The organism is Salmonella enterica subsp. diarizonae, from assembly GCF_008692785.1.
Classification (GTDB): Bacteria; Pseudomonadota; Gammaproteobacteria; order Enterobacterales; family Enterobacteriaceae; genus Salmonella; species Salmonella diarizonae.
In genome coordinates this window covers 310,494-325,905 of record NZ_VXJV01000008.1, presented here as the reverse complement: position 1 = coordinate 325,905, position 15,412 = coordinate 310,494, and the positions used below count along the sequence as shown (strand labels likewise).

The 15,412-nt window shown below is 52.1% G+C and carries 13 protein-coding genes and 2 pseudogenes; 7 read left to right on the top strand and 8 right to left on the bottom strand.

All coding sequences use genetic code 11. From position 1 onward, the window contains the following. Positions 1 to 358 precede the first annotated feature (358 nt). The 3 genes from F4V72_RS18305 to F4V72_RS18295 form a co-directional block, all read right to left on the bottom strand. On the bottom strand, positions 359 to 769 hold the full coding sequence (locus F4V72_RS18305) for an antibiotic biosynthesis monooxygenase family protein (protein ID WP_136058356.1): 411 nt from the start codon (positions 767 to 769) through the stop codon (positions 359 to 361). 133 nt (positions 770 to 902) lie between these two features. Continuing rightward, positions 903 to 1,958: a TRAP transporter substrate-binding protein DctP gene (gene dctP / locus F4V72_RS18300; protein ID WP_053510253.1), complete on the bottom strand. Its 1,056-nt coding sequence runs from the start codon at positions 1,956 to 1,958 to the stop codon at positions 903 to 905. A gap of 144 nt (positions 1,959 to 2,102) precedes the next feature. Continuing rightward, positions 2,103 to 2,684 (bottom strand): nuclear transport factor 2 family protein, encoded by a 582-nt coding sequence (locus F4V72_RS18295; protein ID WP_136058355.1) that lies wholly within the window; start codon positions 2,682 to 2,684, stop codon positions 2,103 to 2,105. A gap of 112 nt (positions 2,685 to 2,796) precedes the next feature. Between F4V72_RS18295 and F4V72_RS18290 the strand changes: the two genes are divergently transcribed. Then, positions 2,797 to 3,690 carry a LysR substrate-binding domain-containing protein gene (locus tag F4V72_RS18290; protein ID WP_053510249.1) on the top strand — a complete coding sequence of 298 codons (894 nt, stop codon included), beginning with the start codon at positions 2,797 to 2,799 and terminating at the stop codon, positions 3,688 to 3,690. A gap of 1,222 nt (positions 3,691 to 4,912) precedes the next feature. On the opposite strand, the pseudogene F4V72_RS18285 reads toward F4V72_RS18290, so the two are convergent. The 3 genes and pseudogenes from F4V72_RS18285 to F4V72_RS18280 form a co-directional block, all read right to left on the bottom strand. Then, positions 4,913 to 5,115 (bottom strand): annotated as a pseudogene (locus F4V72_RS18285) (hypothetical protein). Between the two features lie 12 nt (positions 5,116 to 5,127). Continuing rightward, positions 5,128 to 5,256 (bottom strand): hypothetical protein, encoded by a 129-nt coding sequence (locus F4V72_RS24635; RefSeq protein ID WP_023246895.1) that lies wholly within the window; start codon positions 5,254 to 5,256, stop codon positions 5,128 to 5,130. Then, positions 5,214 to 5,816: a hypothetical protein gene (locus F4V72_RS18280; RefSeq protein WP_136058354.1), complete on the bottom strand. Its 603-nt coding sequence runs from the start codon at positions 5,814 to 5,816 to the stop codon at positions 5,214 to 5,216. The genes F4V72_RS24635 and F4V72_RS18280 overlap by 43 nt, the downstream gene beginning before the upstream one ends. Before the next feature lie 907 nt (positions 5,817 to 6,723). Between F4V72_RS18280 and F4V72_RS18270 the strand changes: the two genes are divergently transcribed. The 6 genes from F4V72_RS18270 to F4V72_RS18245 are packed head-to-tail and all read left to right on the top strand — an operon-like array spanning position 6,724 to position 13,319. Then, positions 6,724 to 7,947 carry a multidrug effflux MFS transporter gene (locus tag F4V72_RS18270; RefSeq protein WP_232081710.1) on the top strand — a complete coding sequence of 408 codons (1,224 nt, stop codon included), beginning with the start codon at positions 6,724 to 6,726 and terminating at the stop codon, positions 7,945 to 7,947. Continuing rightward, the gene (locus F4V72_RS18265; RefSeq protein WP_053528919.1) at positions 7,940 to 8,881 is read left to right on the top strand and encodes a 3-hydroxy-3-methylglutaryl-CoA lyase; all 942 of its coding nucleotides are present in this window, start codon (positions 7,940 to 7,942) and stop codon (positions 8,879 to 8,881) included. The genes F4V72_RS18270 and F4V72_RS18265 overlap by 8 nt, the downstream gene beginning before the upstream one ends. Then, entirely contained in the window at positions 8,878 to 9,594 is a 717-nt protein-coding gene (locus tag F4V72_RS18260) for a hypothetical protein (protein WP_023246898.1), read from the top strand. Before F4V72_RS18265 ends, F4V72_RS18260 begins: the two co-directional genes overlap by 4 nt. Then, on the top strand, positions 9,591 to 11,753 hold the full coding sequence (locus tag F4V72_RS18255; RefSeq protein ID WP_023246899.1) for an isocitrate/isopropylmalate dehydrogenase family protein: 2,163 nt from the start codon (positions 9,591 to 9,593) through the stop codon (positions 11,751 to 11,753). Before F4V72_RS18260 ends, F4V72_RS18255 begins: the two co-directional genes overlap by 4 nt. Before the next feature lie 7 nt (positions 11,754 to 11,760). Further along, positions 11,761 to 12,429, top strand: a complete 669-nt coding sequence (locus F4V72_RS18250; RefSeq protein ID WP_053510725.1) for an RraA family protein — start codon at positions 11,761 to 11,763, stop codon at positions 12,427 to 12,429. After that, complete coding sequence (locus F4V72_RS18245; RefSeq protein WP_136058353.1) at positions 12,426 to 13,319, top strand: DUF6282 family protein; 894 nt, start codon at positions 12,426 to 12,428, stop codon at positions 13,317 to 13,319. The genes F4V72_RS18250 and F4V72_RS18245 overlap by 4 nt, the downstream gene beginning before the upstream one ends. Here the strand turns inward: F4V72_RS18245 and F4V72_RS18240 are convergent. Both F4V72_RS18240 and F4V72_RS18235 read right to left on the bottom strand, forming a co-directional pair. Next, positions 13,285 to 14,178, bottom strand: a complete 894-nt coding sequence (locus tag F4V72_RS18240) for a LysR family transcriptional regulator (RefSeq protein ID WP_023246902.1) — start codon at positions 14,176 to 14,178, stop codon at positions 13,285 to 13,287. The genes F4V72_RS18245 and F4V72_RS18240 overlap by 35 nt on opposite strands. A 162-nt stretch (positions 14,179 to 14,340) precedes the next feature. After that, positions 14,341 to 15,377 (bottom strand): annotated as a pseudogene (locus F4V72_RS18235) (tyrosine-type recombinase/integrase). Positions 15,378 to 15,412: the final 35 nt, after the last annotated feature.

Genomic DNA, 15,412 nt, shown 5'->3' with positions numbered 1-15,412 from the left:
TAGCCCCGCTCGGTGATCTGGCGGACAGCCTCTTCCTTAAATTCAGGGGTAAAACGTGGTGTGCCCATAGACTCCTCCTATGCTCAAACTATAGGGCAGATTTGTCTACGGGCTCGGGGGCACTCCAGCCGCTTAACATGAACTGTCCAACTTTATGGGGTCAGTCCAGAAAGCAGGCTTTTCTAAATTGGGCTCCTCTGACTGGATAAGATCTTTTGTGTATCTTATTGAATTTAAATTAATTTAATTTTTAAAATTGAGGTGGAGCCCTCAATAGAGCCCAAATAATGTTACTGTTCTTAAATGTGATATTTGTCGTGTTTTAGGCTATTGCTCTGATTGTAGAGCAAGATGAAAATTAGCCTGGTTGATAAAAACGAATGGCGTGTCGGGATGACTGGATACGGGATCTTTTTTGACCTTGTCCAGCAGCGCCTCGGTGGTCTGCCTGGCTGGAGGTGAAATTGGCATAGGCCATTGCCGGGGGATAGCGTTCGGTCAGGTGGTTGCAATCCGCATTGTCATGGGCCTTTGTCCAGGTAGTATACGATTGCCATTGCGCGACTTCGATCAACGGCCAGGGATGACTGGGCAGGACCGACTGATACAGGGTGGTGCTGATAAAACCGGGTGCTTTCGTCAGGCTGGCAGTACGTGAATCCCACGCTTTAACCACGCTGGCGATATCCCCTGGAGAGACATTAACTGGTGTGATGGCGTTAACCGGTGCCTGCGGTTGTTTGAGCTCAGGGGAGGTTGCCGTCAGCACGTATCTGGAAGTGATAAGGAAGGTGAGCAACAGCAATCGGGACAGTTTTTTATCATGACCTCACTCCTGGGATTCTGAATACTTCCTCGACCGCCTGCTCAGCGATTTTCACTGCGCAGGCGGTTTATTCGTTTTAGCGCGCCTTCTGCTGCATCGCGCTATCCATGATGGCGTTAACCTGCTTCATCACCGTTCCTGCATCGTTAACGCCTTTCGCTTCCTGTTCTTTTACCCACTTAGCCTGCGCGGCCTGGTAGTGGGTAGTGGTTTGCCATTGTGCAACTTCTTGCGGTTTCAGGATACGCACCGAGGCACCGACGTTACGCAAATCGTCTATCTGGGTGTTAAAGCTGTGGTCCATCTCTGAGCCTAAGGACTGATACGCAGTTTGCGCTGCGCGCTGGATAGCTGCCTGGTCTTCCGGGGATAGCTTGTCCCAGGTTTTTTCGTTCATCGCCAGAATATAGAGATGTCCCAGCCACAGCTCTTTGGAAATCAGCACGTTGGGCGCGTACTGATACGCTTTCAGATCGTAACCACTGTCGACGTTCAGCATCATGCCATCAATCGCGCCGGTTTTCAGCGCGTTATAGGTAGGTTCGCCCCAGGGCATGGTTACCGGCGTTGCGCCAGCGTTTTGCAGAAAATCCCGGTGCCAGAAGCTGGCGGAGCGCCATGTACCACCCTTAATCTTGCCCAGATCTGGCATTGTTTTGCTGCTGAAAAAGGCCAGTGGATAGCCAGTTTCCAGAAAAACGCTCACCACATTATTTTTCTTCAGCTCTGCCGGGAAGGCAGGAACGTCAGCGTATACGTGACGGAAGAATGCAACCTGTTGCGCACCGGTTGGGCCGACAGGAAAGCTTTTGAAGATTTGATGCAGCGGTAGCTGGTCGGCGTTGTACTCCGGCACAACGGTTGCCATATCAACATCGCCCTTGCTGACTTTGCTTAACGCCTCATAGCTGGTGTTAAGCTCTCCGCCCCAGTGAGCGTCGATCTTCAGGCGACCCTGCGACTCTTTTTCAATCGCCGGGAAAAATACGTCGTTAATAAAACGGGTACGCATGCCTCCCAGTGGCTCATGATCGCTGTAGGTGAGCGTCTGGCTTGCCGACGCAACGGCGGGCAGCAGCGACGTCGCGAGTAATAGAGCCATTAGTTTTTGGTGTAAATATCTGGTTTTCATCCGCGTCCTTCGCTTAGGTAAAATAGTTTTTCGGCGTTGCCGTGGGTGGCCGAGGGTATTTTCTCTTTATCTTCCTGATTACAGCAAAATATGACGTTATTCACTGGCAAAACGATCGGTTAGCGGCATCGCTCAACTGAAGCATCAGGCTGCAAGCCAGCGCTCGCCCGCTTCCTTCATGTGTTTTTCAAGGTCGCTGCCTCGGGTTGCGAAGACGCGGTTGACCGGGAAGCCGCTTTTATCCAGCAGATAAGCCAGTGCGGCGTATTCGCGCGGATACTTCGCCACTGTTTCTTGATCGATATCGACGATACCGAGCGGGAAGGTGAAGCCGCCCATATCGTAAATACTCTGACGGTGGAACAGTTTCCAGACGCCGTTGCGTTTTTCCGCCATGTCGTAAAAACGGTTGTGGGTGGTGCAGCCGATATTAAGCCTCACGTTTTCAGCGATGATCATCGCGTTAGTTTCGACAATTGCCTTAGTGGCGTCAGCATTGAAGGTGACGACCGGCGTGCCGATCAGATGTTTGGTACGTGCGTCCGATGCCCCCATGCGCATTGAACCGTCGACAAAATCGCTGGCCAGACCTTCAAACCAGGTGATCTCAATCGTGCCATCCGGGTGGAACAGATTGCGGAGTTGCTCCCACTCGCCCAGATCGCGGTGGATCCATCCCGTAAGCAGGTCGGTAATTTGTTGACGATCTTCCAGATAAGTATGCATAGCGTGTCAGCTCATAATTTAGGAGGGACTTCAGTTTGGTCGCGATTAAAGATAAAATCCAGTAGATGAAACTGACCAATTATTCAGTTTAAATGAATGATGGGAGTTGTATATGGAACTACGTCACCTGCGCTATTTTCTCGCCGTCGCGGAGGAGGGCCATTTTGGTCGCGCCGCCGAGCGGTTAAATATTGTACCGCCTGCACTCAGTATGCAAATCAAAGCGCTGGAAGAGGAACTGGGCGGCCCGCTGTTTATGCGCACCAGCCGGAAAGTCGTGTTGACCGAAGCCGGGCGGCTGTTGCAGGTAGAGGCGCAGCGTACGATGGATCAGGCTGAAAACGCCCGGCTGGCGGTGCAGCGCTCAATACGCGGCGAAAGCGGCCGGGTCCGTGTCGGTTTTGCCGGAAACGCCGTGTTCAGCGGTAAACTGACAAAAGATATGCGGGCGTTTCGCAAAGCCTACCCTGATGCTGAGCTGGTGGCGCGTGAAGTGGCGCCGCTGTTGCAGGCGGATGCGATCCTCTCCGGGCAGCTCGATATTGGTTATACGCCGGATCACAGTCTCCTCCACGTCCCGGGACTGTTGTCTGAAACGGTCGGTGTTTGGAACCGTCTGGTGGCTATCGCCGACGATCATCCGCTGGCCAAACAGCCATATCTGACGGTGGATATGCTGGCGGATGAGCCTATCATTTTTTACGATACCCACAGCGCGGATGAGCCGCTTTACACGGCGCTCACCCGAATACTGGGCCGCGCGCCCCAGACTGCGCATCGTACCTCCAGCACCCTGAGCGTTCTCACCCTGGCGGCGGCAGGGCAAGGGCTGGCGCTGGTGCCGGAGCCGCTGCTGAATATTTCTATTCCGGGGCTGGTGTACCGTCCGCTGGATGCTCCGGAACTGTCGGCTAATCTGATGCTGATCAGCAGAAAGATCGAGAATAGCGGTGCGGTACAGGCTTTCCTGGCTATCGCGCGTGAAAATGCGCGGTTTACTTGTTAGTGCAATAGCGGGCAATCCCTCATTCGTGATTATATGGCCATATTCATGTGGGTACTCAACCACAATAGTATGATCAGTCCAGTCGTTCTGTTTGCTGTTTACCACCTTGATCTTACTGCCATCGATAGCGATCACCCTATTTGTAAACATTTACATTCGCCGATCCAGGTCAATACAGGTTCAGCAGGTGTTCCTGATACCTTTACCGTTATTTTTCTGAAGTTGGTAATGGTTTTAAAGTCAGGGAGTAATCGCTCAAGTAACCACATAAACTCAGCGTGCCGGTGAGCGAATCTACCGGGTAACTCAGATTTCTTCATACACCCTGCGCTCTTAGCCGACTATCAAATTTGCCCGGGTGATCAAAACATTGCACGGTATAGAGGCGATCGTTTACTGTTTTAGGCTGCCGCCACAGTGCTTTGCCAGCGCCTTCATTTCACTGCCTAACCTGCCCGTACCCTTTCCCCCATGATTTTGAAAACACAAACAGTCTCCAGCGTATGCTTTTTGGCTGCGCCAGAACGATACCTTCACGCCGGAGTGGCAGCTTGTTGAGGTACAGGGAGTTTCAGCCAGTACTCGGTATGGACTGCCTGCCAGAGCAGGAATTCTCCGGGGCATCATGCCCCCCTCGGTATCGATCTTTTTCTCCTCTTTTTTGCTGACAGCGGCCCCAAAAAGGCGTGTCAGATTCGGGAATGAGCGCCGGGCTCCTGAAATCAGGGGTATAGCGCGGTGTGGTGGTTGTGCGTCACTTTGTCACTTTGCGCGACGCAAAGTGACGCACCGGTTGAGGGCCGGGCGCGAAAGATCGCGGATTCTGGCGCAGATTGACGGTCACGCGGCAGCAAAGCCTGGCGGCAATGCAGCCCGTAGCCCGTAGGGTAAAGGAGGCTGATCCTCAGCCGGACAGGGATTTACCCGGAAATTTCAGATGTCGTTGAATGCTGACCAGTGAGCTGGCGCAGCGAAAGGACGTATTGTCGGTAAAGTATGACCTCTGTCGCAGTGACCTGCGAGCCGGTGTTTGCGGAGGTATTCACCGGTAGGGGCTGCCATCCTGAGTTCCTCAGGCGCTTCTTTCAGGCCGTGAAGCATGGGCGCTGGCAACGACAGCATTGTGCAATCCGGAGCTTACATCCGGTCGATGGACGTGAAAAGGTGATTGTTTTTTGTGATTTCAGAGGGGTCTCTCAGAGCTCAGGAGGCCACAGTGAAATTACAGAGAGAGCTTGTCTTCCCGCATCCGGCGGTATTCAGCCGCTTCGAAGATACCGTGCAGACGATGGAGTTGTTCGGCCAGAATGAGCAACAGAACATAGTTTGGCCCGGCCTCATCAGGATTTTCCAGCATCACCCCGTCAGAATACGGGCACGGTCCACCAGTTCACGGGCATCGGGTTCAACAGGTTTCAGGTTCATGATTTCCTCCTTTCACTGTACCCATTCACCGCCCCGGATACGGGCGATATCCAGCAGCAGTGACTTCATCGCCCGACTCACCGCACACAGCGTATTGATCAGCGGCTCATCAGCATTCTGGGTATCGGGTCTGCGCACCATTCATCAAACCGGATGTGTATCCGGGCGAATATTGTCGCCAGCCTGTCCATCTCCACACGCTCTACGGGCCGTTTTTGGTTATGATCGCTAAAGATGTCATCCGCAAGCTGACGCAGATCGTTGATAACCGGAAACAGTCCGCCGGGAAGCTGTGGGTTGGCACTGTCAAAGCGGAACGTCGTCAGGCGCAGGGCAAAATCGTAAAGTACCGATGCCAGCAACTGGCGCAGATGGTGAAATTTTCCGGGGGGGTAATGGTTACAGTCGGCCAGGGCCGTGACAGTGCGGGACTCTGCAAGGGCCAGGGTGCTGTGGATTTCCAGGGCAAGACGGAGTGGACATTGATCGGCGCGGGACAGAGGGCGAGAGGGAAAACGTTCGTTCCAGAGATCGGATTCGCTGAGCCAGTGAAGGATGTTGTCGTGGTGCAGGACGCCTGCCGGAGTGGGGCCCCGGATATCCAGAAGCTGGATCAGTTCGTCGTTATCTTCACAGGACTGGGGAATATAACCGTGGCGATCGAGCTTTTTTCTGAGTTCAGAGAGCGGAATAACCATCATGATGGTGTTCTCCTGTCAGGGGTAACAGGCCATCATCGGAGTTCTCACGCTCATGGTGATGGCCCAGAACAGGGGTGAGAAACCGGCCTAACAGGACACCGGCCAGCCCGAAGGCTGCCCTGCCTGAGCCACCATTGAACGTCGTGCACAGATATATACTGCGCACATCAACGGCAGTTCAGGGCGATAACGGTAAACCATTATTGCCTGTTAGTTTCGACGGGTTCCTACACCCGGCAGCCCCTTCGGGACTGCGCGGGTGTTGTAGTCCATTGCGGCGCGACAGAAAAGCGGTGCCAGGCACAGGGCAGAGAATTTGTGGTGCGATCGTTTATCCGGACTATTTTACCTTTTGGTTTTCAGGCCTTTTCGGGCAGGTCAGTTACCCTTATGAACCCTTACCTTTGGCCTTTTTAGGTCCCTTTGTTTCACACTACATTATGATGGCCAGGTTCCTGGGTCGGGTCATTAAATCTATTGCTATCAACATGAATGTACCTTTTACGATAAATATTATGAATGGAAGTGTTGACCATGATAGTTTACGCCAAGGCGATACCATCCAGACTATATTTATTAATCTATTCTGCCTGCCCATAAACAGGACATTTTACGTCACCTTAGCTATCAGAACTCCTCCTATAAAACGTTTAACAAGCCTGATAACCTTCTAATTGAAAACTTGCCCTAAACAATGAAACTGCATGACAAAGTGACGGGGCAATATCTGACTAAACATAATTATCAATGAGTTGGAACTATCATCATAAAAATTTATATATTTACTTAGTAAGGATACAACTGAAGATTGTTTGTTTACTTATATGCAACAGTCTGTTTGATTATTTTTCATATTCATTTCGATAGCTTTTCGCTAGATTTAAGTTACTCAAGAATTATTGTTGAAATGATGATGAATAAAAAAATTCCGATATCTCTCATGGTGTTAGTTATATGCCTCTCTGTTGGCGGGTTGATTTCCACCGACATATTTTTACCCGCGCTTGGTGAAATGCGATTGTTTTATAAAGTGACTGAAGCGCAAATACAGGACGCAATTGCGTTATTTTTATTTGGTGTGGCATTTTCGCAACTTATCTATGGCCCATTGAGTGATAGCCTTGGGAGGAAAAAAACATTAATCGGAGGGTTACTGATATGGCTGATTTCCACTGCCAGTGTGATTTATACGACGCACATTAATGAATTGCTGGGTTTAAGATTATTGCAGGGGATCGGCTCATGCGCTGGTATTACCATCAGTCGGGCGATCATTAACGATATGATGGATAAAAAATCATCTGCGCAGCTCTACCTGGTCATCTTTCCTTTTGTGGGGATGTCACCTGCGATTGCGCCGATGATCGGCGGGATTTTGACTCAGCATTTCGGCTGGCGGGCATGTTTTATCTTTTTAACCCTCTTTATCCTGGCCACGCTGGTTCTCTGCTTTACGGCACTCCGTGAGACATTGCCGGTAGAAAAAAGACAAAAACTAAGTGTACTGACAGCAACAAAAAATACCGTTGATGTTGTGCGAAACCCAACCTTTCTCTTTTATGCTGCCATTCCCTGTTTTGCCTATGCGGCTTATTTTGCCTATATCGTCGAGTCGCCGTTTATGCTTGCGAAACTGGGGCTTTCCCCAGCCTATGTGGGTTATACATATATTCTGCTCTCCGCCAGTTATGTCGCCGGAAATTTGACGGCCAAAAGGCGTTCAAGGCGCGAGGGTATTGAAGATACGATCCGTCAGGGATACCGCATTTTTGTGCTGGGGGGGATTATTTTTGCCTTGCAGATGTATATGAGTCCATTTCCCCTGCCGACGACGATTATCGCTATTTCCATTCTGACCTTTGGCAACGGCTTTTTGCTGCCGTTGGGGACGGCATCAGCCATTGCCGCCCATCCGCAGGCCTCCGGGACGGCATCTGGTGTGATGGGAGCACTGCAACTCGGGAGTGCTGCCATCGCCACTTTTTTAATTGGCAAACTGTCCGCCCATGCACCAGGAATGACCGCCCTGATCATCGCATGTGTGTGTGTATTCGGTTTTCTCATTTATGTGTTGGGTCAATCTTCATTTATGCAATTTGTCTCTAACAAAGAGAGTAAGATCAATGATTAATAATATCGATGTCACATTACGGGATGGTGGTTATCAGAATGGTTTTCACTTTCCGACAGACTACGCGATTAAACATGTTCAGGCGCTAGTGGAAAGCGGTGTTGAGTGGATTGAAATAGGTTATCGGAACGGGTCTTTTAAGCCGATTCCTGATATTGGTATTACGGGGGTGTCACCCGATGAATATATTCAGCAGATCCACAATGCTGTGCCGGATGCTAAATTAGTGGTGATTGCCCATCCGCATAATATTAATCACGATGATGTGATTCGTATGAAAATGCACGGTGTGAGTCTGCTCAGGATCTGTATTAAAACAGATAATCCACAACCAGCATTGGCATTATGCGAATTTGCCAAAATGAGTGGGTTACGTGTGAGTATGAATTTTACCCGTGCCAGCCAAATTAATATCAATACGCTTATTGATGTGGCTGCACAATGCGAAAAAGCCGGGGCCGATATTATCTGTATCGCCGATTCAAATGGTAGCTTACGCCCGGAACAGACATCGCGGCTGGTCAACGTCCTTAAATGCACCACGCGTGTGGACGTGGGTTTTCACGCGCATGACAACCTGGGGCTGGCGATGGCAAATGCAATTGAGGCTGTCAAAGCCGGGGCAACGTTTATCGACAGCTCATTAACCGGAATGGGAAAAGGCGCGGGCAATCTCGCCATGGAGACTTGGCTTGCCCTGTGCAATTTCAATAGCGACGCTGACATTTATCAGACGGAAGTGATCTTCAGGCAGGTTCAACAGCTTCAGTCTCAGGCCTGTTTTAATGCTTCGCACCGCAGCGTGGTGGACATGATCCTCGGGGTGAAAAACCTGAGCGTGGACTACCGCAAAATGATTGAGGAGAAACTTTCCGAAAATCTCAGCAACACCTTTACGGCCATTGATCACGTTATTACCGGGACGGCAGCATGAAAAAGAGGGAGGCCGTTATCCTCGCCCCGGTGATGCCCGTCTGGGATGAAGGTCAGTTTTGCGCGCCACTGGTTATGTTGCTGGTGGCAAAGGGGTATCACGTCACCGTTATTGATACGTTGACCCTGATTCAGGATGCCTCGCCAGAGAGGGCGGTTGAGGCACTCTGCCAGGCACTGAATGCCCGGTTCCAGTCTCCCTATCTGCTGGTGGGGTTCGCCATGGCGGGCACGTTAGTCCAGCTGTTGGCTCCGCACCTGCACGGCCTCAGTGGTGTGATGTCTGTCAGTGCACCGGGTTTTGCGGATGAACAACTCAACAGGCGTTTGGGCGAGCTTGTCTCGCTGCTGGAGAAGGGCGAGGTTGAGCATGCGGTGGACGTTCTGCATCAATTCGTTGTCCCTGAAGGGCAAGCCGCCCAGGAGGGGCGTTTCACGTTGCCTGACGCGGCGAAAGCATCTGCCATTCAGCGGATGTTGACCGGATTTGCCTTGCTACTGAACATGGACGCTCGCGCTGCCATTGCTCGCTATAACGGGAAATACCTTGCCATCGTGGGGGATAAATCACAGCTGGCGTCCTGGGAAAACCAAACCCATAGCACTCAACCGACACACCTCTACAGGCGCATCCCGAAAGCGGGTATGCGCCCATGGAATGACAATCCCGCAGCGATGAATGCCTTACTTAATGAATGGGTCGACACACTATGAAAAAAAATGTGCTGGTTTTACCGGGTGATGGAATTGGTCAGGAGGTTTGCGAGGCTGCGCTACCTGTTATCAGTGCTATGGATCTTCCCATTACGCTCACTTTTGGCGAGATTGGCTGGGCATGCTGGACGCGGGAGGGAAACCCCGTACCAGATCAAACCTGGGAAAAAATCGCCGGGGCAGACGCGGTGCTGCTTGGCGCAATAACCAGTAAAGGTAAAGCGCAGGCGCAGCAGGCTTTACCTCTGCCTCTCCAGCAGAAAGGTATCGAGTATGTTTCGCCGGTGATCCAACTCCGCCAGAAACTGGGGTTGTTCGCCAATATCCGCCCGGTGAAATATGTCGCAGGCGATCGACGTCCTTTTCGCTGCTGCGTGATTCGGGAAAATACCGAAGGTTTGTACGCCGGGATGGATTTTAAAGGGGTTAGACCGGCGGTTTCCGACTGGCTGAAGCATCCTAATCTGAACAAGTATGGCCCGGAAGAGGCTGCCTGGACGGTTCGGCTGCAAACCCGGTATGGGCTGGAGCGCTTGTTTCAGACGGCCTTTGAGTATGCCCGCAAGCACCACTTTACCCGCGTCACATTTGCCGATAAACCCAATGTGATGCGCGAGAGTGGTCACTTTGCGGGGAGCATATTCCATGAGGTGGCTGCGCGTTTTCCTGAGATCACGGCAGATATCCATAATGTCGATGCTATTGCCCTCTGGCTGGTGCGTAAGCCCCATGAGTTCGGCGTGATTGTCGCAGAAAATATGTTTGGGGATATTTTGTCCGACTTAGCCGCAGGGGTGATGGGCGGTTTAGGCCTTGCACCAAGCGCCAATATTGGCAGCCATGTTGCCTACTTTGAGCCGGTACATGGCAGCGCGCCAGGGATGGCAGGACAGGGGAAAGCCAACCCGTGTGCCATGTTTTACACCATTGCACTGATGCTGGAGTATCTGGGCTTTGAGTCACAAGCCGAAAAACTTCAACACGCGGTTGACCGGGTGGTCCGGGACGGGAAAGTGGCTACCTATGATTTGGGAGGGACGGCATCCACACGGGAAATGGCGCAGGCCATCATCCGGGAGCTGCTTCACCCGACTCTCGGGAAAACGGCCAGCGTGATCACCATCGGTGATGAACTGTTGTCCGGGCAATACCCGAACAGCAATCAGTTGCACATCAGCCAGCGGCTTGAGGCGGCGCAGCATCAGGTGAGATTTCAGGCGTCCTGCGCGGACAATATTGCCCAGATCAGCGCCCTGATCACCTCGCGTATAGGGCAGGACGATCTCATTGTCATTTGCGGCGGACTTGGCCCCACCTCCGACGATAAAACCCGCGAGGCAGTGGCACAGTCTCTCGGCAGGCCCTTGATTTATGATGAGGATGTCTGGGCCACTATTCAGGCGCAGCTCAGGGCGTTTGGGGTGAAAAACGATCCGTCTAACCGTCAACAGGCCAGATTTCCAGACGGCGCTAGCGTTCTGGATAACCCGTTCGGTACTGCCCCCGGTTTTTACACCAGCATAGCCAGTAGCCTGGTAGTTGTTCTGCCTGGCCCTCCTTCTCAAGCGTTGCCCATGCTTGATGACTTGTTATCAGGCCGCGAGCATAGCGAACCGGCAAAGACTACATCCTCCTGGACGCTTATTGGTATAAGCGAAAGCGAAGTAGGTTCAATTGTGAGCGCCTTAGTCTCTTCGACGGCGTGGGATGTGCATTTTTTATGGAAAAGTCCCTATGTCATTGTGCAAATAGAAACGCCGGAGCACAGCCCGTTACCACTTCCGGTGTGGCAAAGTCTGGATCGGGCATTACGTCCGTATCTGGTGAGTAAACGTAACAAAAAGGCGAGTGAGATATTGCAGGACACCTGCAACGTCCGCTGGCAGACGGCCGATGTGGAGCTGTCATCTTATTTGCCAGTGGCCAGAAAAAAGACGGGAGGTGAGCCAGTGCTTTGCATCGACGTCGCGGTTAACCCCTCTCTGGTCGACGTGCTGGAGAGTGAAACATGGATGGGGCAAATGACGATGTCGGTTCGCCATCAGGATGGCAAGAAACACCAGATGACCTTTCCCCTTAATAAAGCCCTTCTGGCGCAAACCCTGCCTGAGTATGCGGCCTGGTGCGTACTGAAAACCCTGACAATACAAAATGGATGAGACGATCATGACAACCCAAAAAACGATTAAAGAGCGCCTGTTGGCCCTGGACACGGCAGCAGTCTCTGATGCGCTGGACAGCCTGTACATTTCGGGGGGGCTGTTGGGGATTAAGCCGCAGGTCAGCGGAAAGAAAATCGCGGGGCCGGCTTTTACCGTTCAATATGAAGCTTGTACACCGGAAAAAAATCGCTTCATGAATGCCGGTAACTATATTGATCAGGTTCCGGCCAGAGCCGTTATTGTGGTGGACAACGGCGGGCGTCTGGACTGCACGAGCTGGGGGAATATTCTCACCACTAAAGCGGTGCAAAAGAAGATCGCCGGGTCTGTCATCTATGGTTCAGCCCGTGATATTACCGATATTCGCCAGATGGATTACCCCCTGTTCTCCTGCAATATCTATATGGTTTCTGGGAAAAACCGGGCGCGGGTAAAAGCGGTGCAGTGCACGCTTGATATCCACGGTGTGACAGTCTGCCCTGGCGACTGGGTGTTTGGCGACGACAATGGTGTGCTGGTGATACCCGGCGAACACCTGGAAGAGGTGATCCGGCGTGCGGAAAATGTCGAAAATACCGAGCGGCAGATCCTCAGTACCATTGATGCCGGCACACCGCTGGACGTTGCCCGTCAGCAACTGGGCTATGATGTTCCCTGGGAAAATAACGTATGACCCGTCAATTTTTCGCGTACTGGGCATCCCGGCTGCAGTTTCTGGACGTGCATTATCACGCGCGTCCGGATAGCTACCATCGGCGCTACTCGGCATTTGAAGCCGGGCAGCAGTATGCCCGGTATCAGGGCGGGGTCGTGTTGAAGAACCACCTGGGGAGCGTGAGTGCGCTGGCGGCAGCCATGCAGGAGATATCTCTGCCTGTGTTTGGCTCGGTGGTGCTCAATGCGGCTGCGGGAGGAGTGAACCTTAATACGGTACGCCAGGCGCTGAGCCAGTATCAGTTTGAGGGCTCTCCCCGGTTGCTGGTGCATTTGCCCACGGTGGTTTCCACCGTACACAAGAGCACACTTTCAAGAACCTTCAGTAACAAATATGCCCGCTATTTTGCCGGACAACCGCTCTCTGTGACCGATGAATACGGTAAGTTACACCCTGATGTTGAGGCACTAATCCATTTCGCACGACATCATGACATTGTGCTTTCTTCTGGGCATACCTCGAAAGATCAAACGCTGCGTCTGATTGAAGCCGTGGAGCGTGTTGGCGGCGTCCGGTTGATGTTGAACCAACCGGCAAATCCGATCACGGGGTTTTCGGCGGCAGAACTCTGCGCGCTGGGAGAATACGACTGGCTCTATGTCGAGCAGTGTGCGCTGACGCTGTATCTGGGCTACCAGACCCCGCAGGACATGTATGATGTTCTGACGCAGGTGAACAATGTGGTTTATAGCTCTGATCTGGGCCAACCCGCTCAGCCGGACATCGGCGAATGGCTGGAAGGCAGCCGACGCTGGTTCCAGACCGGCGGACTCAGTGCAGAGCGAATTGATGCTGTGACCCGGTTAAATCCGCTCAGGATGCTGGATCCAGAGCGGTCGCCAGATTGAGGGGACGAATAAAATCAATGAATGCCTGCTCTTTGGGGGACGGGCGCGGATTGATATGCACCACATACATTGGCAATGGCGGAGGCATAAATTCTTCCAGCACGGTAATAATTTCGCCTGACTCAATACCGGCTTTGATGGTGAAATCAGGGAGGTAACAAATCCCAAGCCCTTGATGGACCATGTTACAGAGGTCAAGGCTGTTGCTGACCCTGGAGATGTAATGAGGCCGAATTTCTGTACATTCGTTATCAATCATAAATTTCCAGGAGCGTCGGTGATTATCAAAGTGCAGCAGACAGGTATGCTTGTGCAGCTCGTCGGGATGTGACGGCATACCGTGCTGCTGCGCATAGCCGCGCGAGAGGCAGGTATGTTTACGCCAGTAACCAATGAGCGAGTAGTACAGGTTGCTGTCCGGGAGGGGGCCACACTGTAGCGCTAGATCAAAACCGTGGCTGAACAGTTCCATGCAGTGGTTTCCGGTGACAATATCCAGCTTAAGGTCAGGGTAGCGTTCAAGGAATGTTTTCAGACACGGGATTACATGCAGATGACTTATGGAATGGGGGAGCCCAACTTTGAGGTTGCCGCTAACCACATTACTGAGACTTTTCACGTCCCTGAGGCAGGATTCATACTCATCAATAATCAGCAGACAGCGCTGATAAAACTGTTCACCGGCGGCCGTAAGGGATATGCGACGCGAATTACGCTTGATAAGCTGTGTATTGACTTCAAACTCCAGCTTCTCAATTCTGCGACTTACCATTGCCGGTGAGAGTTTCATGGCAATCGCGGCGGCCCGGAATCCCTGACATTCCACCACCATCCTGAATGCTTTCATATTTTCCAGCATCGTGTCCTCCTGACATACTCAACATATCTATTCTTGCACTATTCCTTTCATCGGGGGAGTTTAGATATTGTAAGCAAGTCTAAACCTCTCGCTCACCACTATGTTATAAAATGTAGTTTTAGTAGCCATCAGGGATAGGTAGTGCGAGTGGGAATTTTCCCGCTACGATATTTTCTTCAGATTCCCGGCAATCTGATAAGGTGACACATACAGCTCAGTATTTGTATCAAGATAATCCGCCCACCACTGCATCATAGCGATCCGCTCCTCCAGATATTTTGCCTTATGAATATAGGCGGCACGCACGCTGTTCCTTTCCTGATGGCTCATTTGCTTTTCAATCGCTTCTTTGCTCCACCGTCCCGACTCACTCAGCGCACTGCACGCCATCGCCCGGAAGCCGTGATCGCAGATTTCTTTTCGGGTGTCGTAGCCCATCACGCGCAATGCCTTGTTGATGGTGTTGTCGCTCATGCACTTGTCCTGGTCGTATTCGCCGGGGAAAATAAACGCCAGATGCCCGGAGAGCGCTTCAGTTTGTTTCAGGATCGCCATCGCCTGCTCAGACAATGGAACAATGTGCTGCGTTTTCATCTTTGTACCACGATGAGAGAAGCGCACGTTTTCGATCTGCTCCCGTTCTACCGGGATTATCCAGAGCTTCTGCTGCCAGTCGATCTCACTCCAGCGGGCAAAACGCAGTTCGCTGGAGCGCACAAAGAACAGCAGCGACAGCTTAAGCGCATACCGTGTCAGCAGCCTGCCGGAGTAGTTATCCGTCCGGGATAATAATTCTGGTAGTTTCTCAAGCGGCAGGGCCGGGTAATGCTGTGTTTCCGGCGGCGTAAATTCACCATCCAGATCCAGCGCCGGTGATCGGCATGCCAGTTTATGGCGATCTGGCGGAATGTCTGTCCGTTTTTCTTTTTCTGTTGCGCGATTTTTTTGTCAACGGAGGGATCGACCCCCGCACGCATTTTACTGCGTGCCGCATTGCGGAACTGGCGTGCCGTAAGCAGGGAAACATCCGGGTAAGGACCAAAGGCCAGCTTCTTCTCTTTCCCGTCAATGCGGTACTTCATATACCAGAGTTTTGAGCCGTTGGGTTTGATCAGCAGGTACAGTCCGGCACTGTCGCCGAGTTTGAAGGGGGGGTCTGTGGGTCTGGGCTTGCGGATAGCGGTATCAGTGAGTGCCATAGCGGGGGGCTCCATTCGTTCAACGAACCGAGAGG

Bases quoted from the DNA above. Each gene is read 5' to 3' on its own strand.
- dctP (WP_053510253.1), bottom strand. From the start codon at position 1,958: ATGAAAACCAGATATTTACACCAAAAACTAATGGCTCTATTACTCGCG.
- F4V72_RS18295 (WP_136058355.1), bottom strand. From the start codon at position 2,684: ATGCATACTTATCTGGAAGATCGTCAACAAATTACCGACCTGCTTACG.
- F4V72_RS18290 (WP_053510249.1), top strand. From the start codon at position 2,797: ATGGAACTACGTCACCTGCGCTATTTTCTCGCCGTCGCGGAGGAGGGC.
- F4V72_RS24635 (WP_023246895.1), bottom strand. From the start codon at position 5,256: ATGGTGCGCAGACCCGATACCCAGAATGCTGATGAGCCGCTGATCAAT.
- F4V72_RS18280 (WP_136058354.1), bottom strand. From the start codon at position 5,816: ATGATGGTTATTCCGCTCTCTGAACTCAGAAAAAAGCTCGATCGCCAC.
- F4V72_RS18270 (WP_232081710.1), top strand. From the start codon at position 6,724: ATGATGATGAATAAAAAAATTCCGATATCTCTCATGGTGTTAGTTATA.
- F4V72_RS18265 (WP_053528919.1), top strand. From the start codon at position 7,940: ATGATTAATAATATCGATGTCACATTACGGGATGGTGGTTATCAGAAT.
- F4V72_RS18260 (WP_023246898.1), top strand. From the start codon at position 8,878: ATGAAAAAGAGGGAGGCCGTTATCCTCGCCCCGGTGATGCCCGTCTGG.
- F4V72_RS18255 (WP_023246899.1), top strand. From the start codon at position 9,591: ATGAAAAAAAATGTGCTGGTTTTACCGGGTGATGGAATTGGTCAGGAG.
- F4V72_RS18250 (WP_053510725.1), top strand. From the start codon at position 11,761: ATGACAACCCAAAAAACGATTAAAGAGCGCCTGTTGGCCCTGGACACG.
- F4V72_RS18245 (WP_136058353.1), top strand. From the start codon at position 12,426: ATGACCCGTCAATTTTTCGCGTACTGGGCATCCCGGCTGCAGTTTCTG.
- F4V72_RS18240 (WP_023246902.1), bottom strand. From the start codon at position 14,178: ATGCTGGAAAATATGAAAGCATTCAGGATGGTGGTGGAATGTCAGGGA.